The following is a 16,466-nucleotide window of genomic DNA, read 5'->3' as shown; positions in this document are numbered from 1 at the left end:
TGGCGGCGACGTATGACGAGTATGTCGAGGGCGAGGGTGGCCCGGCGGATCGCGGCCGGCGCCGCGTACGGCGGCGGCGGCATCGGGCTGGCCGGTGCGGCGGCGGTCGGCCTGGTGGTCGCGGAGGTGCAGCTGGCCAGGCGCCGGGTGGGCGTGGGCCCGCCGGCCCGGGTGCCGAACGCGCAGGGACTGTACGGCGGCACCCTGCCCACGGCCGGTGAGCCGCCGCTGCGGCTGATGATGCTGGGCGACTCCACGGCCGCCGGGCAGGGCGTCCACCGGGCCGGGCAGACGCCGGGCGCGCTGCTGGCGTCGGGGCTCGCGGCGGTGGCGGAACGTCCGGTACGGCTGGGGTCGGTCGCGCTGCCGGGGGCGTGCTCGGACGACCTGGACCGGCAGGTGACGCTGGCGCTCGCGGATCCGGACCGGATCCCGGACATCTGCGTGATCATGATCGGCGCCAACGACGTCACCCACCGCATGCCGGCGACCCGCTCGGTGCGGCACCTGTCCGGGGCGGTGCGGCGGCTGCGCACGGCCGGTGCGGAGGTGGTGGTCGGCACCTGTCCGGACCTGGGCACGATCGAGCGGGTGCGGCAGCCGCTGCGCTGGCTGGCCCGGCGGGCGTCGCGGCAGCTGGCGGCGGCGCAGACCATCGGCGCGGTCGAGCAGGGCGGGCGCACGGTGTCGCTGGGCGACCTGCTGGGCCCGGAGTTCGCGCAGAACCCGCGGGAGCTGTTCGGGCCGGACAACTACCACCCCTCCGCGGAGGGGTACGCCACGGCGGCGATGGCGGTACTGCCGTCGGTGTGCGCCGCGCTCGGCCTGTGGCCGGCCGAGGAGGAGCACCCGGACGCGCTGCGCCGCGAGGGCTTCCTGCCGGTGGCGCGTGCGGCGGCGGAGGCGGCGTCGGAGGCGGGTACGGAGGTCGCTGCCGCCATGCCGACGGGGCCGCGGGGGGCTTGGGCGCTGCTGAAGCGCCGACGGAGGCGGAGGGTGTCGGAGGCTGAGCCTTCCAGCCCGTCCGGCGTTTGAGGACGAGGCCGTCCAGGCCGATGGGGGTCTGGGGGCGCAGCCCCCGGGTACGCCCGCCACAGCACCCGGCACGGGAACGCCGCCCGCCCAACCGCCGGAGGCAAAAGCAAGCGCTTAGACAGTTGCGGTCCATGTCACATGCCCATAGCCGTGACCCGGGCCATACGGCCGGGTAACTTCCCAACCAGCCCTGCCCGTGCCCACACCGCCTCGCCACTGGAGCCGTGATGCCCGAAGCCGTGATCGTCTCTGCCGCCCGTTCCCCCATCGGCCGCGCCTTCAAGGGCTCCCTGAAGGACCTGCGTCCCGACGACCTGGCCGCCACGATCATCCAGGCGGCCCTCGCGAAGGTCCCCGAGCTGGACCCGCGGGACATCGACGACCTGATGCTCGGCTGCGGTCTGCCCGGCGGCGAGCAGGGCAACAACCTCGGCCGGATCGTCGCCGTCGAGATGGGCATGGACCACCTGCCGGGCTGCACGATCACCCGGTACTGCTCCTCGTCCCTGCAGACCTCCCGCATGGCCCTGCACGCCATCAAGGCCGGTGAGGGCGACGTCTTCATCTCGGCCGGCGTCGAGATGGTCTCCCGGTTCGCCAAGGGCAACTCCGACAGCCTCCCGGACACCCGCAACCCGCTGTTCGCGGAGGCCGAGGCCCGCACCGCCGAGGTCGCCCAGCAGGAGGGCACCACCTGGCACGACCCGCGCGAGGACGGCCTCGTCCCCGACCCGTACATCGCGATGGGCCAGACCGCGGAGAACCTCGCCCGCGCCAAGGGCGTCACTCGGCAGGAGATGGACGAGTTCGGCGTCCGGTCGCAGAACCTCGCCGAGGAGGCCATCAAGAACGGCTTCTGGGAGCGCGAGATCACCCCGGTGACGCTGCCCGACGGCACGGTCGTCAGCAAGGACGACGGCCCCCGCGCCGGCGTCACCCTGGAGGGCGTCCAGGGTCTCAAGCCCGTCTTCCGCCCCGACGGCCTGGTCACCGCCGGCAACTGCTGCCCGCTCAACGACGGCGCCGCCGCCCTCGTGATCATGAGCGACACCAAGGCCCGCGAGCTGGGCCTGACCCCGCTCGCCCGGATCGTCTCCACCGGCGTCTCCGGCCTCTCCCCCGAGATCATGGGCCTCGGTCCGGTCGAGGCGAGCAAGCAGGCGCTGTCCCGCGCCGGGCTGGGCATCGGCGACATCGACCTGGTCGAGATCAACGAGGCGTTCGCGGCGCAGGTCATCCCCTCCTACCGCGACCTCGGCATCCCGCTGGAGAAGCTGAACGTCAACGGCGGCGCCATCGCCGTCGGCCACCCCTTCGGCATGACCGGCGCCCGCATCACCGGCACGCTGATCAACTCCCTCCAGACGCACGACAAGCAGTTCGGCCTGGAGACCATGTGCGTCGGCGGCGGCCAGGGCATGGCCATGGTCGTCGAGCGCCTGAGCTGACCCCGCCGGGGCCGTCACCGAAAGGCGCTGAGGGACCGTCAGTAGCGCCTGGTGGACCGTGCGTGACAGCCCGGTCCGGAGCCCTGCCGACCGCAGGGCTCCGGGCCGTTTTGTGACCCAAACTCCCCCAGGATGTGACCTACCTCTCCCACCCCCTTGATTTACGCAGGTCAGACCAGCACCACCCCCACCGTCCGGGCCCAAAGTCCTGTCCGTTTCGTGACGTTACGCACTGACAGACGGTTAGTCCTCCCTTCAAGCTGATGTAGGAAGTCGGGGGTCGACTTTGAACCGGGAGTACGTCAGTGAGCGCCATGCCGATCGCCCTGCTGCTCACCACGGCCGCCACCGGCGCCGTGGGCGTCGCCGTCCTGCGCAGCATCCTGGTGCTGCGCCGCCAGGTGACCGCCTTGCGCACCGAGCTGGCCGAGAGCCGGGCCACCGCCGCGCGGGGCCGGGTGCCCGCCGCCCGCACCACCGCCGACGCCGAGGAGATACGCGCCGCCGTCGCGGAGGCGCTCGCCGAGGAGCGCGAGCGTGAACTCGCCGAGGCGCGGGCCTTCTGGGCCGCCCAGGAGACCAGGGACGCCTCCGACGCGCCCCTGCTGCTCGGCCTGTCCGACAGTGAGCTGTTCCTGCCCCGCCAGGCCGACCTCGTGGGCCTGGAGCCCGTGACCGAGCCGGCCGCGGACACCGACGAGCCGTCCGGCCAGGACGCGGGCCACTCGGGTTCGAGGGAGTCCGCCGAGCTGGCCGCCGCCCGCCGCAGGCACCCCTCGCACCCGGACTTCGTACCGAACCCGTCGCCGGCCGTGAACGACCACGACCGCACCGTGGCGACCCTGGAGGAGCTGGCCGAGTCGAGCGTCGCGCTGGCGGACGTCCGCCCGGGGCCGCTGGGCACCCTCGACGTGTACGTCTTCGCCGACGGCACCACCCTGTGCATGACCCCGGGCCACCGCGAGACCGCGGAGCGCCTGGCCGCCGCGCTCGGCACGGGCCAGACCCCGTACCTCCTCGGCGGCTCCGGGATCTCCGGCGCCTACACGCTGACCTTCGCCTGCGGCGAGGAGAACGTGTACATCCTGGCGGACCGCGTCATAGCGTCCCTGTAGTCACACCGGTCACACCGGTCTCGCCGGGCGTGCCGGTCGCCTCAGACCCCGGCCCGTTTGCGGGCCTCCTCCACCAGCGCCGCCGCCTCCTCCACCTGGCCCTCGTGCTCCAGTACGAGGGCCAAGTCGTGTGCGGCCACGGCGATCTGGTCGGCGGCGGCGAACATGCCCGCGTCCGGCATCTCGCGGGGCTCGGTCCCGGGTTCCTCCACGAGCTGGGCGCGCCGGGCCAACTCCCTGGCCAGCTCCAGCGCCTCGGCGGCGGCGCCGCGCTGAAGCCTGCTCTGCGGGGCGGCCCGCAGCCGGTCGGCGAAGTCGTCCACGGCACGGGTCAAAGGCGTCGTATCAACCACGGCGCGAGCGTACGCGGCCGTGCGGGACTGTTGCCAACGGGCGAACGCTCAGGCACGGTGACCTGAAGGACCGGCTTACTACCCCTTTCGCCCGGAGGCGCCGATGTCCCAAGTCTTCTCCGAGGAGACCCATCGCAATCTGCTCGCCCGCATTCCCCAGTGCACCGGCCGTGACATCTCCGACTGGCTGCGCGCCGTCGACGACGGCCCCGCCCTCTTCCGCTTCGAGGAGAAGGTCAGCTGGCTCCGCCACGAGCACAACCTCGCGTACGGCCACGCGAAGGCGATCGTCCACGAGTACGACCTGAGAAGGGCCGCGCGCAAACTGCTGTGACCGCGGGTCCTGTCCGACGCCAGACGTCCTCGCTCACTTCGCCCCGCCGGGGGTTGTCGTCCCGGCGGGGCGAAGTCGTGCGCGGGGGCCGCTCACCGGGCGGCTCCCGCCACCGCTGTCATGCGATGTTGTTGAACTCGGCGCCCTCGCCCGGGTACAACGACGTCGCCCGGCGGACGAACGTGGCGGTGACGGAGCCCGTCGAGTGGTAGAGGTACGTGCCGCCCGCGCCGTACGCGATCAGGTCCGGGCGCCCGTCGTTGTCGACGTCGCCGGCGCCGACGAGGTGTGTGTACACGTTCCAGCCTCCACCGACCCGCACGCGGCTGAGGAAGTTGCCCTTGCCGTTGCCCTGGTAGAGCCACAGGACGCCGCTCCTGTCGCGCGCGACGAGGTCTCCGGCAGCCGTGCCGGCAATGTCGCCGACGGCGGTGAGCCGGTCGTAGACGCCCCAGCCGCCGCCGACCCGGGCGCGCGCGGCGAAGGGAGCGGCGGCCGAGCCCGTGCCCTTGTAGAACCACAGCACTCCGGAGGTGTCCGCGGCGAGGAGGTCGGTGCGGCCGTCGCCGTCGAGGTCCGAGCCGCCGGTGAGCCTGGTGTAGACGTTCCAGCCGCCGCCGACCCGGGTGCGGGTCGCGAAGGTGCCGTCCCCCTTGCCGAGGTAGTGCCACAGCACGCCGGAACCGTCGAGGGCCACCAGGTCACCGGCCCGGGAACCCGCGAGGTCGCCGACGGCCTCGATCTGCTTGTACGTGTTCCAGCCGCCGCCGACCCGGGCCCGCTGGGCGGGCTGGACCCGGCCGTCCAGCGGCCGGTCCCGCAGGTCGTCGCGCCACAGCACACCGGACGCGTCGCGGGCGAGCAGGTCGGTGGAACCGTTGTCGGTGTAGTCGTGGGGGTTGGCCGTCCGGTCCACGGTCATGGCGAAGCTCTGCCCGGCGATCTCGCCGAGGCCGTCGAGCGACCTCGCCGTGACGTCCACCGTGTACGCGCCGTTCGGTGCGTCCACCCCGGCGATGGTGCCGTCCCAGGTGTACGTGAAGTCGGTTCCGGTGGCCGGGGCGGTGACGCGCGTCCGGAGCTGCCTGCCCGTGGCGTCGTGCGTGAGGGTGAGGTCCAGACGGGCGTCGGGGCGGGACAGCGTCCAGCCCAGCGTCACCTTGCCGCCCGTCCGGTCGAGGTGGGCCACCTCGGGGACGTCGGCCCCCTGGATCTCGACACCGACCGCCGGCTCCGCCGCGTCCGCCACCTTGGTGACCGTCGGAGTGCCGTCCTGCGCGGCCGCTATGCGGAACAGCCCGTCGCCGTCGGCGGCCCTCGTGCCCCGCACCACCGCGCTGCCGTCCCCGGCGCCCGCCGAGCCGGACCCGCTCTCCGCCAGGACGCGGGTTTCTCCGCCGGCCAGGGAGACGGCCCGGACGGGCGCCGACGCGTTGCCGTACACCAGCCAGTCGCCCACGAGTTCGGTGTACCACTCACTGTCCCGGGCGCCCAGGACGGTCTGTGTCCGCTCACCCGTCGCACGGTCGACGGACGTGACGAACATGCCGGTGCCGGACTTCCAGTCGAGCCAGGCCACCTGGGAGCCGGAGAACATGAGGTGCGTGAAGTCGTACCCGGAATCGGCGGAGGCGTACGTCTCCGACACCGTCGCGTCCGCCAGGTCGACCAGCGCCCGGCCGCCCCTGCGGGCGTCGGCCGGGCCCGTCTCGTACCCGACGAGGACGGCGCCGTCCCGCACGGCGGAACCGGTGAAGTCGGTGGCGTCCGCCGGGAGCCCCGAGACCTTGCGGCTGGTCGTGCCGGCACCGTCCTTGCTCACGATGTGCAGTTCCGCGGTGCCGTCGTCCGTCGTCACCTGGGCGAGCACGCTCGCCGGGCCCAGCACGGCGACGTAGTTGCCACCGAGCGCGCCCAGGTCGATGTCGACACCGGGGGCGGTGGGGTCGGCCATGTTCCGCAGGGTGAGGGAGCGCATCTGGACGGTCCAGTTGTCGTCGCCGAGGGCGACCACGTCGCCGCCCGAGGAGGCCCAGCCTCCGTTCTCGGGAGGGTCGAGCGGGGTCGGGGCCCCGCCCCCGTAGGGCCACCAGCGCAGTTTCCGCTCCCCGTCCGGGGTGAAGGAGTAGCCGAAGAAGCCGTCGGCGCTCGTGCCCGTGATCTCGACGTCCTTCGGAAACGCGGTGAGCGCGGCCGACGGGGCGACCGACGCCGTTCCCGGGGCGGCGCCGGACGTGGCGGCGAGGGCGGCCGGGGCGGAGGACAGCGTGCCTGCGCCGAGGGCGGTGACGGCGAGGACCGCGAGGATCGCCGTCGAGAGGCGGGTGCCACGGGAACGGAACGGCAAGAGAGACTCCCACGAGAAGGATCGGACACGGAAGCACTGCGCCCGGATCAGACTCGCGATCTATTCGTATGGTTGTACGACTTGGTCACGCACAACACGAAGGGCCCCGGGCACGAAGCCCGGGGCCCTTCACCTGCGCAGTCGTAGCAGCCGTACCAGCCGTTGCCAGTCGTTGCTAGTCGTTGCTGTTCAGGATCGCGATGAGACGCAGGAACTCCAGGTAGATCCAGACCAGCGTCAGCGTGAGGCCGAAGGCGGCGAACCAGGCCTCCTCGCGCGGGGCGCCGTAGGCCAGCCCGTCCTCGACCTGCTTGAAGTCGAGGGCCAGGAAGCAGGCGCCGAGGATGATGCCGACGATGCCGAAGACGACACCGAGCGCGCCGCTGCGGAAGCCGAGGCCGTCGCCGCCGCCGAAGACGGCGAACAGCAGGTTCACCATCATCAGGAAGACGAAGCCGAGCGCGGCGGCCATCACGAAGCCGTAGAAGCGCCGGTTGACCCGGATCCAGCCCGCCTTGTAGGCGATCAGCACACCGGCGAACACCGCCATCGTGCCGATCACGGCCTGCATGGCCGCGCCGTCCGCGATGCGGTTGTCGACGACGCTGGAGACGACGCCGAGGAAGACACCCTCGAACGCCGCGTAGGACAGGATCAGCGCCGGCGTCGGCTTGCGCTTGAAGGACTGGACGAGCGCCAGGACCATGCCGATCACGGCGGCGCCGATGCCGATGCCGTAAGAGCGGCTGATGTTGGCGTCGTCCACCGGCAGCAGCGCCCACGCGAGCGCGGCCGTCACCACGAGCACGCCGAGCGTGCTCGCCGTACGGATGACGACGTCGTCCATCGTCATCCGGCCGGCGGTGGCGGGCGCCTGCGGCGGCGCGCCGAACTGCTGGTCCGGCTGGGCGTACGGGTTCTGCGCGTACGGGTTGCCGGCGGGCGGCTGGGCGTACGGGTTGCCCTGGGTGCCCTGCGCGTACGGGTTGGCCTGCGTGGCGACGGCGGGTCCCCCGGCCTGCGGCGCGGCGTTGAAGCCCGCGTAGCCGTTGTCGCGGCTGAACCCCCGTCGCGAGAAGACCGGGTTTCTGCTCCTCATTTCACTCCTCCATGGCCACACGGCGCAGCCTTGGCTCAAGAGTAATAGAACGGCAAAGGAATGACCCTACTGCTTGGGGAGGATCTTTCCCTCGCCTTGCGACTCAACACGCTACGCCGATCAGTGATTCCCCTCACGGCCGGGGGTGCCCGGACTGCCGGGCACCGCTCACCCGATCGGGAACCCGGTGTAGGCCTCGGCGAGGTCGGTCTCGGCGGCGCGGGAGGAGGCGATCCGGTCGAGGCGGGCCAGCTGGAGCCGGTCCTCGAAGGGCGTGGCGTCCGGGGCGGTGTGCAGCAGGGTCGTCATGTCGTACGAGAACCGCTCGGCCTGCCAGACGCGGCGCAGACAGGTCGCGGAGTAGGCGTCGAGCAGGTCGTCGGAGCCGGTCGCGGTGCGGTGGGCCAGCGCCCGCGCGAAGGTCACCACGTCGCCGACGGCGAGGTTGAGGCCCTTGGCTCCGGTGGGCGGCACGATGTGCGCGGCGTCGCCGGCCAGGAAGAGGCGGCCGTGCCGCATGGGCTCGTGGACGTAGGAGCGCATCGGGGTGACCGACTTCTGGGTGACCGGCCCCCGGCGCAGGGTCCAGTCGTCGTCGGTCTCGAAGCGGCGCTCCAGCTCGTCCCAGATCCGCTCGTCGCTCCAGTCGTCGGCGTCCGTGTCCGCGGGGACCTGGAGGTAGAGGCGGGAGACGGACGGGGAGCGCATGGACAGCAGGGCGAAGCCGCGGTCGTGCCGGGCGTAGACCAGTTCGTCGTGCGAAGGGGCGACGTCGGCGAGGATGCCGAGCCAGGAGAAGGGGTACGTCCGCTCGAAGGTGCGCCCGTCCGGGACCGCGCTCCGGGCCACTCCCCAGAAGCCGTCGCAGCCGACGACGTAGTCGCACTCCAGCACGTCCTCGACGCCCTCGCGGCGGAAGCGGACGCGCGGCCGGTCCGTGTCGGCACCCTCCACCGCCAGCGCCTCGGTCTCGAACAGCAGCGGGCCGCCCTCCTCGATCCGGAGGGCGATGAGGTCCTTGCAGACCTCGGTCTGGGCGTAGACCATGACGGACCTGCCGCCGGTGAGCGCGGGGAAGTCGACGCGGTGACGGCGGCGGTCGAACCGCAGCTCGATGCCGTCGTGGCGGAGCCCCTCCCGGTCCATCCGTTCCCCGGCCCCGGCCTCGCGCAGCACGTCCACCGTGCCCTGCTCCAGGATCCCGGCGCGCTGCCTGCGCTCGACGTAGGCACGGTCGCGGCTCTCCAGGACGACCGAGTCGATCCCGGCGTTGTGCAGCAGCCGGGCCAGCAGGAGCCCGGCGGGGCCTGCCCCGATGATGCCGACGGTGGTGCGCATCGGTCGTTCCCTTCGATCGGCGTCGTTGCCATGGACAGACGCTGTTCGCGTAGTGAAATTTCCTTCACTATCTGGGGATGAGTTTCCGGTCGACTGCACACCTCTGTCAACGGTCTCGGGAACCAAGAGGGCCGCGGCGGTTCCGCGCACCGGCGCGACGGTGATGGTGCCCGGAGCCGGACTTGAACCGGCACGCCCTCGAAGGGGCAGCGAGGTTTAAGCTCGCCGTGTCTGCATTCCACCATCCGGGCAGGCCGTGGGCTCCGCGTCGCGTGCCTTGAGCCTATCGGGAGGCACCTCCCGCCCTTCGGCGGGAGGCCCGATGTTGTCTTATTTTATTGGCGCCTGAGGGAGCATCAGATACCAGGGGCAGGCCATCAGCACATGCCAACAGCCTTGCGTGTGACGGCTCGCCGTGTATGCGGAATGACGGGATTTCACCGTCTCGACCAGGGCGCCCGCCCCGTTCTCACCCGCCCCGCCGTCGGGGTCGCCCGTCATCCGCAGGTATGACACGGGCCGGTGCCGTCCGACCGGAGTCGCCCCCGTAAACCGGAACAGCGGCTGACTACACGGCGCCGTACGGCAGGAACGATGGAGGACGTCCCCAGCACTCGCCGTACCGACAGGAGCGCCCTTCCCGTGACCACCGCACCCATCGCCGACCGGTCCACCCTCGTGGCCGCGCGCGCCACGGAGCTTTCCAAGATCTACGGCCAGGGCGAGACCCAGGTGGTCGCCCTGGACCGGGTCTCCATCGAGTTCCGGCAGGCCGAGCTCACCGCGATCATGGGCCCCTCCGGCTCCGGCAAGTCCACCCTGATGCACTGCGTCGCGGGCCTGGACACCTTCTCGTCCGGCTCGGTGCGCATCGGCGAGACCGAGCTGGGCTCGCTCAAGGACAAGCAGCTCACCAAGTTGCGCCGGGACAAGATCGGCTTCATCTTCCAGGCGTTCAACCTGCTGCCGACGCTGACGGCGCTGGAGAACATCACCCTTCCGATGGACATCGCGGGCCGCAAGCCCGACAAGCAGTGGGTGGACTCCGTGATCCAGATGGTCGGGCTGTCCGGACGCCTCGGGCACCGGCCCGCCCAGCTCTCCGGCGGGCAGCAGCAGCGGGTCGCCGTGGCGCGGGCGCTGGCCTCGCGGCCGGAGATCATCTTCGGTGACGAGCCGACCGGAAACCTCGACTCCCGTTCCGGCGCCGAGGTCCTCGGCTTCCTGCGCAACTCGGTGCGGGAACTGGGCCAGACCGTGGTGATGGTGACCCACGACCCGGTGGCCGCCGCCTACGCGGACCGGGTGGTCTTCCTCGCGGACGGACGCATCGTCGACGAGCTGTACGGGCCGACGGCCGACTCGGTGCTGGACCGCATGAAGCGGTTCGACGCCAAGGGCCGCACCAGCTGACCCGTCCCCGTCCCCGCCCCTGAATCGGCACCGGCCGACCCGCCCCGCCCCTGATTCGCACGTACCTCCGGACAGAGAAGACCCATGTTCCGTACCGCCTTGCGCAACGTCTTCGCGCACAAGGCCAGGCTGTTGATGACCGTGCTCGCCGTGATGCTCGGCGTGGCGTTCGTCTCCGGCACCCTGGTCTTCGCCGACACCCTCTCCCACGCCTTCCGCAACCAGTCGGCGAAGAGCTACGACGACGTCGCCGTCGCCGTCACCTCGTACGCCGACCCGGACAACCCCAAGGAGGAGCCCGGCCTCTCCGGCGAGGTCCTCGACCGGATCTCCGCCGTGGACGGCGTCGCCGGGGTGTACGGCCGCGTCGAGGGCTTCGCCGGCGTCGCCGACCCCGACGGGAAGCTGATCGGCGTCGGCTGGTCCAACAAGGGCTCCAACTTCGCGCCCGGCAAGGACGGCAAGGACACCGCGTACACGTTCACCGACGGCTCGGGCCCGGTGAAGGACGACCAGATCGCCCTGGACGAGGAGTCCGCCGGCAAGGGCGAGTACGAGGTCGGCGACCGGGTGCGCGTCGCGACCAACGGCCCGGTGAAGGAGTACACCCTCAGCGGTGTGTTCACCACCGAGGACGGCGCCGTCAACGCGGGCGGCAGCCTCGTCCTCTTCGACACCGCCGTCGCGCAGAAGCAGTACCTCCGGCCCGGCTACTTCGAGGAGGTCACCGTCACCGCCGCCCCCGGCGCCGACGACGCGCGGATCCTGAAGGCGGTCGAGCCGCTGCTGCCGGACAGCGCCGAGGCCCGGACCGGGCAGGCGCTCGCGGACGAGCAGGCCGACCAGATCGAACAGGGTCTGGGCAACCTCAAGCAGGTCCTGCTCGGCTTCGCGGGCATCGCGCTCTTCGTCGGGATCTTCCTGATCTCCAACACCTTCACGATGCTGGTCGCGCAGCGCACCAAGGAGATCGCCCTGATGCGCGCCGTCGGCGCGTCCCGCAGGCAGATCACCCGCTCGGTGCTCGCCGAGGCCGCGCTGGTGGGCCTGGTGGCCTCGGCCGTCGGCTTCGCCCTCGGTGTCGGTCTGGCCGTCGGACTGCGCTCCGGCATGGCCGCGTTCGACATGAAGATGCCGGCCGGTCCGCTGGTCCTGTCCGCCACGCCGGTGGTCGCGGCGTTCGCGGTGGGCGTGCTGATCACGGTGTTCGCCGCCTGGCTGCCCGGCCGCCGGGCCGCGAAGATCCCGCCGGTGGCGGCCATGAACAGCGTCCACGCGGTGGCCACCACCAAGTCGCTGGTGGTGCGCAACTCCATCGGCGCGGCCGTCACCGCCCTCGGTGCGGCGGGGATCGTCGCGGGCGCCTCGGCCGGCGGCGACGACGGCCGGATGTACATCGGCGGGGGCGCGTTCTTCGCACTGATCGGCGTGATCGTCCTCATCCCGCTGCTGTCCCGGCCCGTGATCGCGCTCGTCCGTCCGCTGCTCGTCGGGCCCTTCGGGGTGGCGGGCAAGCTGGCCGGCCAGAACGCGGTCCGCAACCCGCGCCGTACCGGCGCGACCGCCTCGGCGCTGGCGATCGGACTGACGCTGGTGACCGGCCTGTCGGTGCTCGGCGTCACGGTCGGCGCGGCCATCGACAAGATGACCACGGACAACATCAGGGCCGACTACATGGTCTCGATGGCCAACGGGGGCGACCTCGACCGGTCCGCGCTGACGGCCCTGGAGAAGGCCGACGGCGTGTCCGCGGTGTCGCCGCAGCAGGACGCCTACTTCCGGGTCGACGGCGAGTACGTGTCGGCCTCCGCCGTCACCCCCGGCGACATCGAGAAGGTCCTCACCGTCGACGTCGTCAGCGGCGACGCCGGCTCGCTGGCCCGGGGCCGGATCGCGGTCGCCGAGAAGACGGCCGAGAACAGGGGCTGGAAGCCCGGCGACACCGTCCCCGTCACCTTCGACGACGACGAGAAGGCCACGCTGACGGTCGGCGCCGTCTACAAGGACAGCGAGTTCCTCTCCCCCGTCCTCGTCGACCGGAAGATCGTGGACGGGCACGAGGCGCAGCCGTCCATCCGGCAGATCTTCGTGAAGGTCGACGGCGGCCAGTCGTCGGCGAACGAGAAGGTCCTCGTCGACGCGCTCGGCGACAACCCCGCGATCACCGTGATGGACCGGCAGGACATCCGCGACGAGTTCGGCGGCGCCATCAACACCCTGCTGAACGTCATGTACGGCCTGCTGGCGATGGCACTGATCATCGCGGTGCTCGGTGTCGTCAACACCCTCGCGATGTCCGTCTTCGAACGGCAGCAGGAGATCGGCATGCTGCGCGCGATCGGCCTGGACCGGCGCCGGGTGAAGCGGATGGTGCGGCTGGAGGCCGTCGTGATCTCGGTGTTCGGCGCGGTGGTCGGCATCGGTCTCGGCACGTTCCTCGGCTGGGCGATCGGCGAGACCGTCGCCGAGGAGATCCCCGGGTACGCGCTGGTCCTGCCCTGGGACCGGATCGGGATCTTCGTGGTGCTGGCCGGTCTGGTGGGCGTCCTGGCCGCCCTGTGGCCGGCCCGCAACGCCGCCCGGCTGAACATGCTGAACGCGATCAAGACCGAGTGACCTCGCCGCGACACCGCACGACCCGAAGGGCCGGGCTCCCCGCACGGGGCCCGGCCCTTCGGGTCGTGCGTGGATCAGGTTTGGCCGGGGGCGCCCCACACGCGGGCGCGCAGCGGCAGGCCGGAGGCGCCCGAGCCGGGCGTCTTCACGGCGAGGACCTGGTTGACGCCGATGCGGTTGCGTTCGAAGGCGAGCGCGGAGGCGGCCATGTACAGCTGCCAGACCCGGGCGCGGCCGGGGCTGACGAGCCGGACGGCGGTCGCCCAGTCGGACTCCAGGTTGGCGACCCAGCGGCGCAGGGTGAGCGCGTAGTGCTCGCGGATCGACTCCACGTCGCGGACCTCGAACCCGGCACGCTCCAGCTGGGTGACGGTGGTGCCGACCGGGGCCAGTTCGCCGTCGGGGAACACGTAGGCGTCGATGAAGTCGTCGACGCGGTAGGTGGCTTCGTCCCTCTGGGGGCGGCGGGCGATCTGGTGGTTCAGCAGCCGTCCGCCGGGCTTGAGCAGCTTGTGCAGGTCGGTGGCGTACTCCAGGTAGCGCTCGGCGCCGACGTGTTCGGCCATGCCGATGGAGGAGATGGCGTCGTACGGCCCGTCCGCGACGTCCCGGTAGTCCTGGACGCGGATCTCCACCCGGTCGGTGAGCCCCTCGTCGGCGACGCGTTTGCGCGCGTACGCGGCCTGCTCCTGGGAGAGGGTGACGCCGACGACGCTCACGCCGTGCTCGCGGGCCGCGTGGATCGCCATGGAGCCCCAGCCGCAGCCGACGTCGAGGAGACGCTGACCGGGGCTCAGGCCCAGCTTGCGGCTGACCAGTTCGAGCTTGTCGCGCTGGGCGTCCTCCAGCGTGCCGCCCTCGGCGGGCGGCGCGGGCCAGTAGGCGCAGGAGTACACCATGGAGGGGCCGAGGACGAGTTCGTAGAAGTCGTTGCCGACGTCGTAGTGGTGGCTGATGGCCCGCCGGTCGGTGCGCTTGGTGTGCAGGTGGCCGCGGGAGCGGCGGACCTCCTCCGGCGGCGGGGCCGGGGGCAGCGGCGGCCCGGCGAGCCTCACCAGACCGCGTACGGCGGCCCGGGCCTCCGGGTCGCGCAGCGCCTCGACCAGGCCGCGGGCGTCCTCACCGCGCTCCCAGATCAGGCCGGCCATCAGACCGAGGGCGGTGTAGAGGTCGCCCTCGATGTCGAGGTCGCCGGCCACCCAGGCGCGGGCCAGGCCCAGTTCACCGGGTTTGAACAGCAGGCGGCGCAGCGCCCTGCGGTTGCGGACGACGAGGGTCGGTGCGCCCGGCGGACCCGCCTGCGAACCGTCCCAGGCGCGGATGCGCACCGGGAGTGGTGCTCCCAGCAACTGTTCGAAGAGGTTCTGCAGCCGCAGCGCGGCGTCAGCCATGGCGTACCTCCGTGACGAGCGATCCCGGAATGTCCAACACCACGTAAACACCTGGGAGCCCGCCGTACAGTCCCCGGCGCGCGTTACGACTCGGCAAAATAGCTGTACACACCAACGGCTTTGTCGCCCGGGCGGCGCGCCCACGCGAAGGGGCCGCCCGCACCACGGATGGCGGACGGCCCCTTCGAGGGACTGCTACTGCTGCGCGTACTGCCGGGAGCGACCGGGGGTCAGGAGGCCTTGGCCTCGGTCTTCTCCGCCGTCTTCTCGGCCGGCTTGTCGTCGGCGGCCTTCGCCGCGGCCGGCTTCGGGGCCGGCTTGGCTGCCTCGTAGAACTCCTCGCGCGGCGTCTCCATCGCGCCGAGGGAGACGACCTCGCGCTTGAGGAACATGCCGAGCGTCCAGTCCGCGAAGACGCGGATCTTGCGGTTGAAGGTCGGCATCGCCATGCCGTGGTAGCCGCGGTGCATGTACCAGGCGAGGCGGCCCTTGAGCTTGATCTTCATCTTGCCCATGACGATCATCGCGACGCCCTTGTGCAGGCCGAGGCCCGCCACCGCGCCCTTGTTGGCGTGGCTGTACTCCTTCTGCGGGAAGCCCCGCATGCCGGAGATCACGTTGTCGCCGAGGACCTTGGCCTGGCGCAGCGCGTGCTGGGCGTTGGGCGGGCACCAGGCGTTCTCGTTGCCCGCCTTGCGGCCGACGAGGTCCGGCACCTGGGCGTTGTCGCCCGCGGCCCAGATGTAGTCGGTGCCCTGGACCTGGAGGGTGGCCTGGGTGTCGACGTGGCCGCGGGGGCCGAGCGGCAGGCCGAAGCGGGCCAGCGCCGGGTTGGGCTTGACGCCGGCCGTCCACACGATGGTGTTGGAGTCGACCTCGAGCCCGTTCTTCAGCACCACGTGACCGTCGACGCAGGAGTCCATGGAGGTGGACAGGTAGACCTCGACGCCGCGGCCCTCGAGGTGCTCCTTGCCGTACTGGCCGAGCTTGGGGCCGACCTCGGGGAGGATCTTGTCGGCGGCGTCCACGAGGATGAAGCGCATGTCCTCGCGGGAGACGTTGTTGTAGTACTTGGCCGCGTCCCGGGCCATGTCCTCGACCTCACCGATGGTCTCCGCACCGGCGAAACCGCCGCCGACGAAGACGAAGGTGAGCGCCTTGCGGCGGATCTCCTCGTCGGTGGTGGAGTCGGCCTTGTCGAGCTGCTCCAGGACGTGGTTGCGCAGACCGATGGACTCCTCGATGCCCTTCATACCGATGCCCTGCTCGGCGAGGCCGGGGATCGGGAAGGTGCGGGAGACCGCGCCCATCGCGATGACCAGGTAGTCGAAGGGCAGCTCGTACGCCTCGCCGACCAGCGGCGCGACGGTGGCGACCTTGCGGTCCTGGTCGATGGTGGTGACCCGGCCGGTGAGGACCTCCGCCTTCGGAAGCACGCGCCGCAGGGGGACGACGACGTGCCGCGGGGAGATGCTGCCGGCGGCGGCTTCGGGGAGGAAGGGCTGGTAGGTCATGTACGACCGCGGGTCGACGACGGTGACGGTCGCCTCGCCGTAACGCATCTTCTTCTGGATGCGTCGAGCTGCGTACAGGCCTACGTACCCACCGCCTACTACGAGGATCCTGGGACGCTCCGTGGTGCTCATGCCATCGAGTATCCACCCGACCGAGGGGGGTGGTTCGTGCGCCCCTTCACAAGGTTCGGTGGAGGCTGTGCTACCATCCGCCGCCGAAGTGACGGAGATCATGGCGAGCGAAGGAACCAGCGTGTAGGGCGCCCCGTTGTCAATGCCGCGTGAGCTGCACCTCCGCACCGCCGGGACGGTGAACCACCCGCCCCCGACGGTTCCGCGCGACCCTCTCGCGACACCGTCCTGAACACGTTCAAAGGGCAGTTGAAACCCCAAAAGGGTCAACGAGCGCACTTTCGTCGTCCGACGGGGCCCATTTCCTTGTGAAGAACTTCACGAACTTTCC

At 71.5% G+C, this 16,466-nt stretch carries 12 protein-coding genes and 1 tRNA gene; 6 read left to right on the top strand and 7 right to left on the bottom strand.

Translation table 11 applies throughout. The features are described 5' to 3' along the window. Window positions 1-12 precede the first annotated feature (12 nt). From Sco07f_RS34360 to Sco07f_RS34350, 3 genes are all read left to right on the top strand, one after another. Window positions 13-1,035 (top strand): SGNH/GDSL hydrolase family protein, encoded by a 1,023-nt coding sequence (locus tag Sco07f_RS34360; RefSeq protein WP_054103474.1) that lies wholly within the window; start codon window positions 13-15, stop codon window positions 1,033-1,035. 227 nt (window positions 1,036-1,262) lie between these two features. After that, window positions 1,263-2,483: an acetyl-CoA C-acetyltransferase gene (locus tag Sco07f_RS34355; protein ID WP_007450438.1), complete on the top strand. Its 1,221-nt coding sequence runs from the start codon at window positions 1,263-1,265 to the stop codon at window positions 2,481-2,483. A gap of 305 nt (window positions 2,484-2,788) precedes the next feature. Beyond that, window positions 2,789-3,598, top strand: coding sequence for a hypothetical protein (locus Sco07f_RS34350; RefSeq protein WP_007450440.1), 810 nt, complete (start codon window positions 2,789-2,791; stop codon window positions 3,596-3,598). Window positions 3,599-3,639: 41 nt separating this feature from the next. Here the strand turns inward: Sco07f_RS34350 and Sco07f_RS34345 are convergent, their stop codons facing one another. After that, entirely contained in the window at window positions 3,640-3,921 is a 282-nt protein-coding gene (locus Sco07f_RS34345; RefSeq protein ID WP_007450430.1) for a hypothetical protein, read from the bottom strand. A 133-nt stretch (window positions 3,922-4,054) separates the two neighbouring features. On the opposite strand from Sco07f_RS34345, the gene Sco07f_RS34340 reads away from it, so the two are divergent. Further along, a complete protein-coding gene (locus Sco07f_RS34340; protein WP_007450441.1) occupies window positions 4,055-4,285 on the top strand; it encodes a DUF4287 domain-containing protein in 231 nt (76 codons plus the stop codon). Window positions 4,286-4,403: 118 nt separating this feature from the next. On the opposite strand, the gene Sco07f_RS34335 is transcribed toward Sco07f_RS34340, so the two are convergent. The 4 genes from Sco07f_RS34335 to Sco07f_RS34320 form a co-directional block, all read right to left on the bottom strand. Next, entirely contained in the window at window positions 4,404-6,632 is a 2,229-nt protein-coding gene (locus tag Sco07f_RS34335) for an FG-GAP-like repeat-containing protein (protein WP_108990183.1), read from the bottom strand. A 175-nt stretch (window positions 6,633-6,807) separates the two neighbouring features. Continuing rightward, complete coding sequence (locus Sco07f_RS34330; protein WP_007450431.1) at window positions 6,808-7,731, bottom strand: Bax inhibitor-1/YccA family protein; 924 nt, start codon at window positions 7,729-7,731, stop codon at window positions 6,808-6,810. Between the two features lie 168 nt (window positions 7,732-7,899). Next, window positions 7,900-9,069: a 4-hydroxybenzoate 3-monooxygenase gene (locus Sco07f_RS34325; RefSeq protein WP_108990182.1), complete on the bottom strand. Its 1,170-nt coding sequence runs from the start codon at window positions 9,067-9,069 to the stop codon at window positions 7,900-7,902. A gap of 164 nt (window positions 9,070-9,233) precedes the next feature. After that, window positions 9,234-9,320 (bottom strand) — tRNA-Leu (locus tag Sco07f_RS34320). A 391-nt stretch (window positions 9,321-9,711) separates the two neighbouring features. On the opposite strand from Sco07f_RS34320, the gene Sco07f_RS34310 reads away from it, so the two are divergent. Together Sco07f_RS34310 and Sco07f_RS34305 are read left to right on the top strand one after the other, a co-directional pair. Beyond that, on the top strand, window positions 9,712-10,482 hold the full coding sequence (locus Sco07f_RS34310; protein WP_054103480.1) for an ABC transporter ATP-binding protein: 771 nt from the start codon (window positions 9,712-9,714) through the stop codon (window positions 10,480-10,482). Window positions 10,483-10,566: 84 nt separating this feature from the next. Then, a complete protein-coding gene (locus Sco07f_RS34305; protein WP_087790665.1) occupies window positions 10,567-13,098 on the top strand; it encodes an ABC transporter permease in 2,532 nt (843 codons plus the stop codon). A gap of 74 nt (window positions 13,099-13,172) precedes the next feature. Here the strand turns inward: Sco07f_RS34305 and Sco07f_RS34300 are convergent, their stop codons facing one another. Both Sco07f_RS34300 and Sco07f_RS34295 read right to left on the bottom strand, forming a co-directional pair. Then, on the bottom strand, window positions 13,173-14,489 hold the full coding sequence (locus tag Sco07f_RS34300) for an SAM-dependent methyltransferase (protein ID WP_108990181.1): 1,317 nt from the start codon (window positions 14,487-14,489) through the stop codon (window positions 13,173-13,175). Window positions 14,490-14,719: 230 nt separating this feature from the next. After that, entirely contained in the window at window positions 14,720-16,135 is a 1,416-nt protein-coding gene (locus tag Sco07f_RS34295) for an NAD(P)/FAD-dependent oxidoreductase (RefSeq protein WP_007450468.1), read from the bottom strand. Between the last annotated feature and the right edge of the window lie 331 nt (window positions 16,136-16,466).

It is taken from the genome of Streptomyces coelicoflavus (assembly GCF_003112555.1).
GTDB lineage: Bacteria > Actinomycetota > Actinomycetes > Streptomycetales > Streptomycetaceae > Streptomyces > Streptomyces coelicoflavus.
The sequence above is the reverse complement of the archived record's forward strand: the minus strand, read 5'-3'. Positions and strand labels throughout refer to the sequence as shown.

What these genes read in the sequence shown, in the direction of transcription:
- Sco07f_RS34360 (WP_054103474.1), top strand. Translation starts at nt 13, where the DNA reads ATGACGAGTATGTCGAGGGCGAGGGTGGCCCGGCGGATCGCGGCCGGC.
- Sco07f_RS34355 (WP_007450438.1), top strand. Translation starts at nt 1,263, where the DNA reads ATGCCCGAAGCCGTGATCGTCTCTGCCGCCCGTTCCCCCATCGGCCGC.
- Sco07f_RS34340 (WP_007450441.1), top strand. Translation starts at nt 4,055, where the DNA reads ATGTCCCAAGTCTTCTCCGAGGAGACCCATCGCAATCTGCTCGCCCGC.
- Sco07f_RS34330 (WP_007450431.1), bottom strand. Translation starts at nt 7,731, where the DNA reads ATGAGGAGCAGAAACCCGGTCTTCTCGCGACGGGGGTTCAGCCGCGAC.
- Sco07f_RS34325 (WP_108990182.1), bottom strand. Translation starts at nt 9,069, where the DNA reads ATGCGCACCACCGTCGGCATCATCGGGGCAGGCCCCGCCGGGCTCCTG.
- Sco07f_RS34305 (WP_087790665.1), top strand. Translation starts at nt 10,567, where the DNA reads ATGTTCCGTACCGCCTTGCGCAACGTCTTCGCGCACAAGGCCAGGCTG.
- Sco07f_RS34300 (WP_108990181.1), bottom strand. Translation starts at nt 14,489, where the DNA reads ATGGCTGACGCCGCGCTGCGGCTGCAGAACCTCTTCGAACAGTTGCTG.
- Sco07f_RS34295 (WP_007450468.1), bottom strand. Translation starts at nt 16,135, where the DNA reads ATGAGCACCACGGAGCGTCCCAGGATCCTCGTAGTAGGCGGTGGGTAC.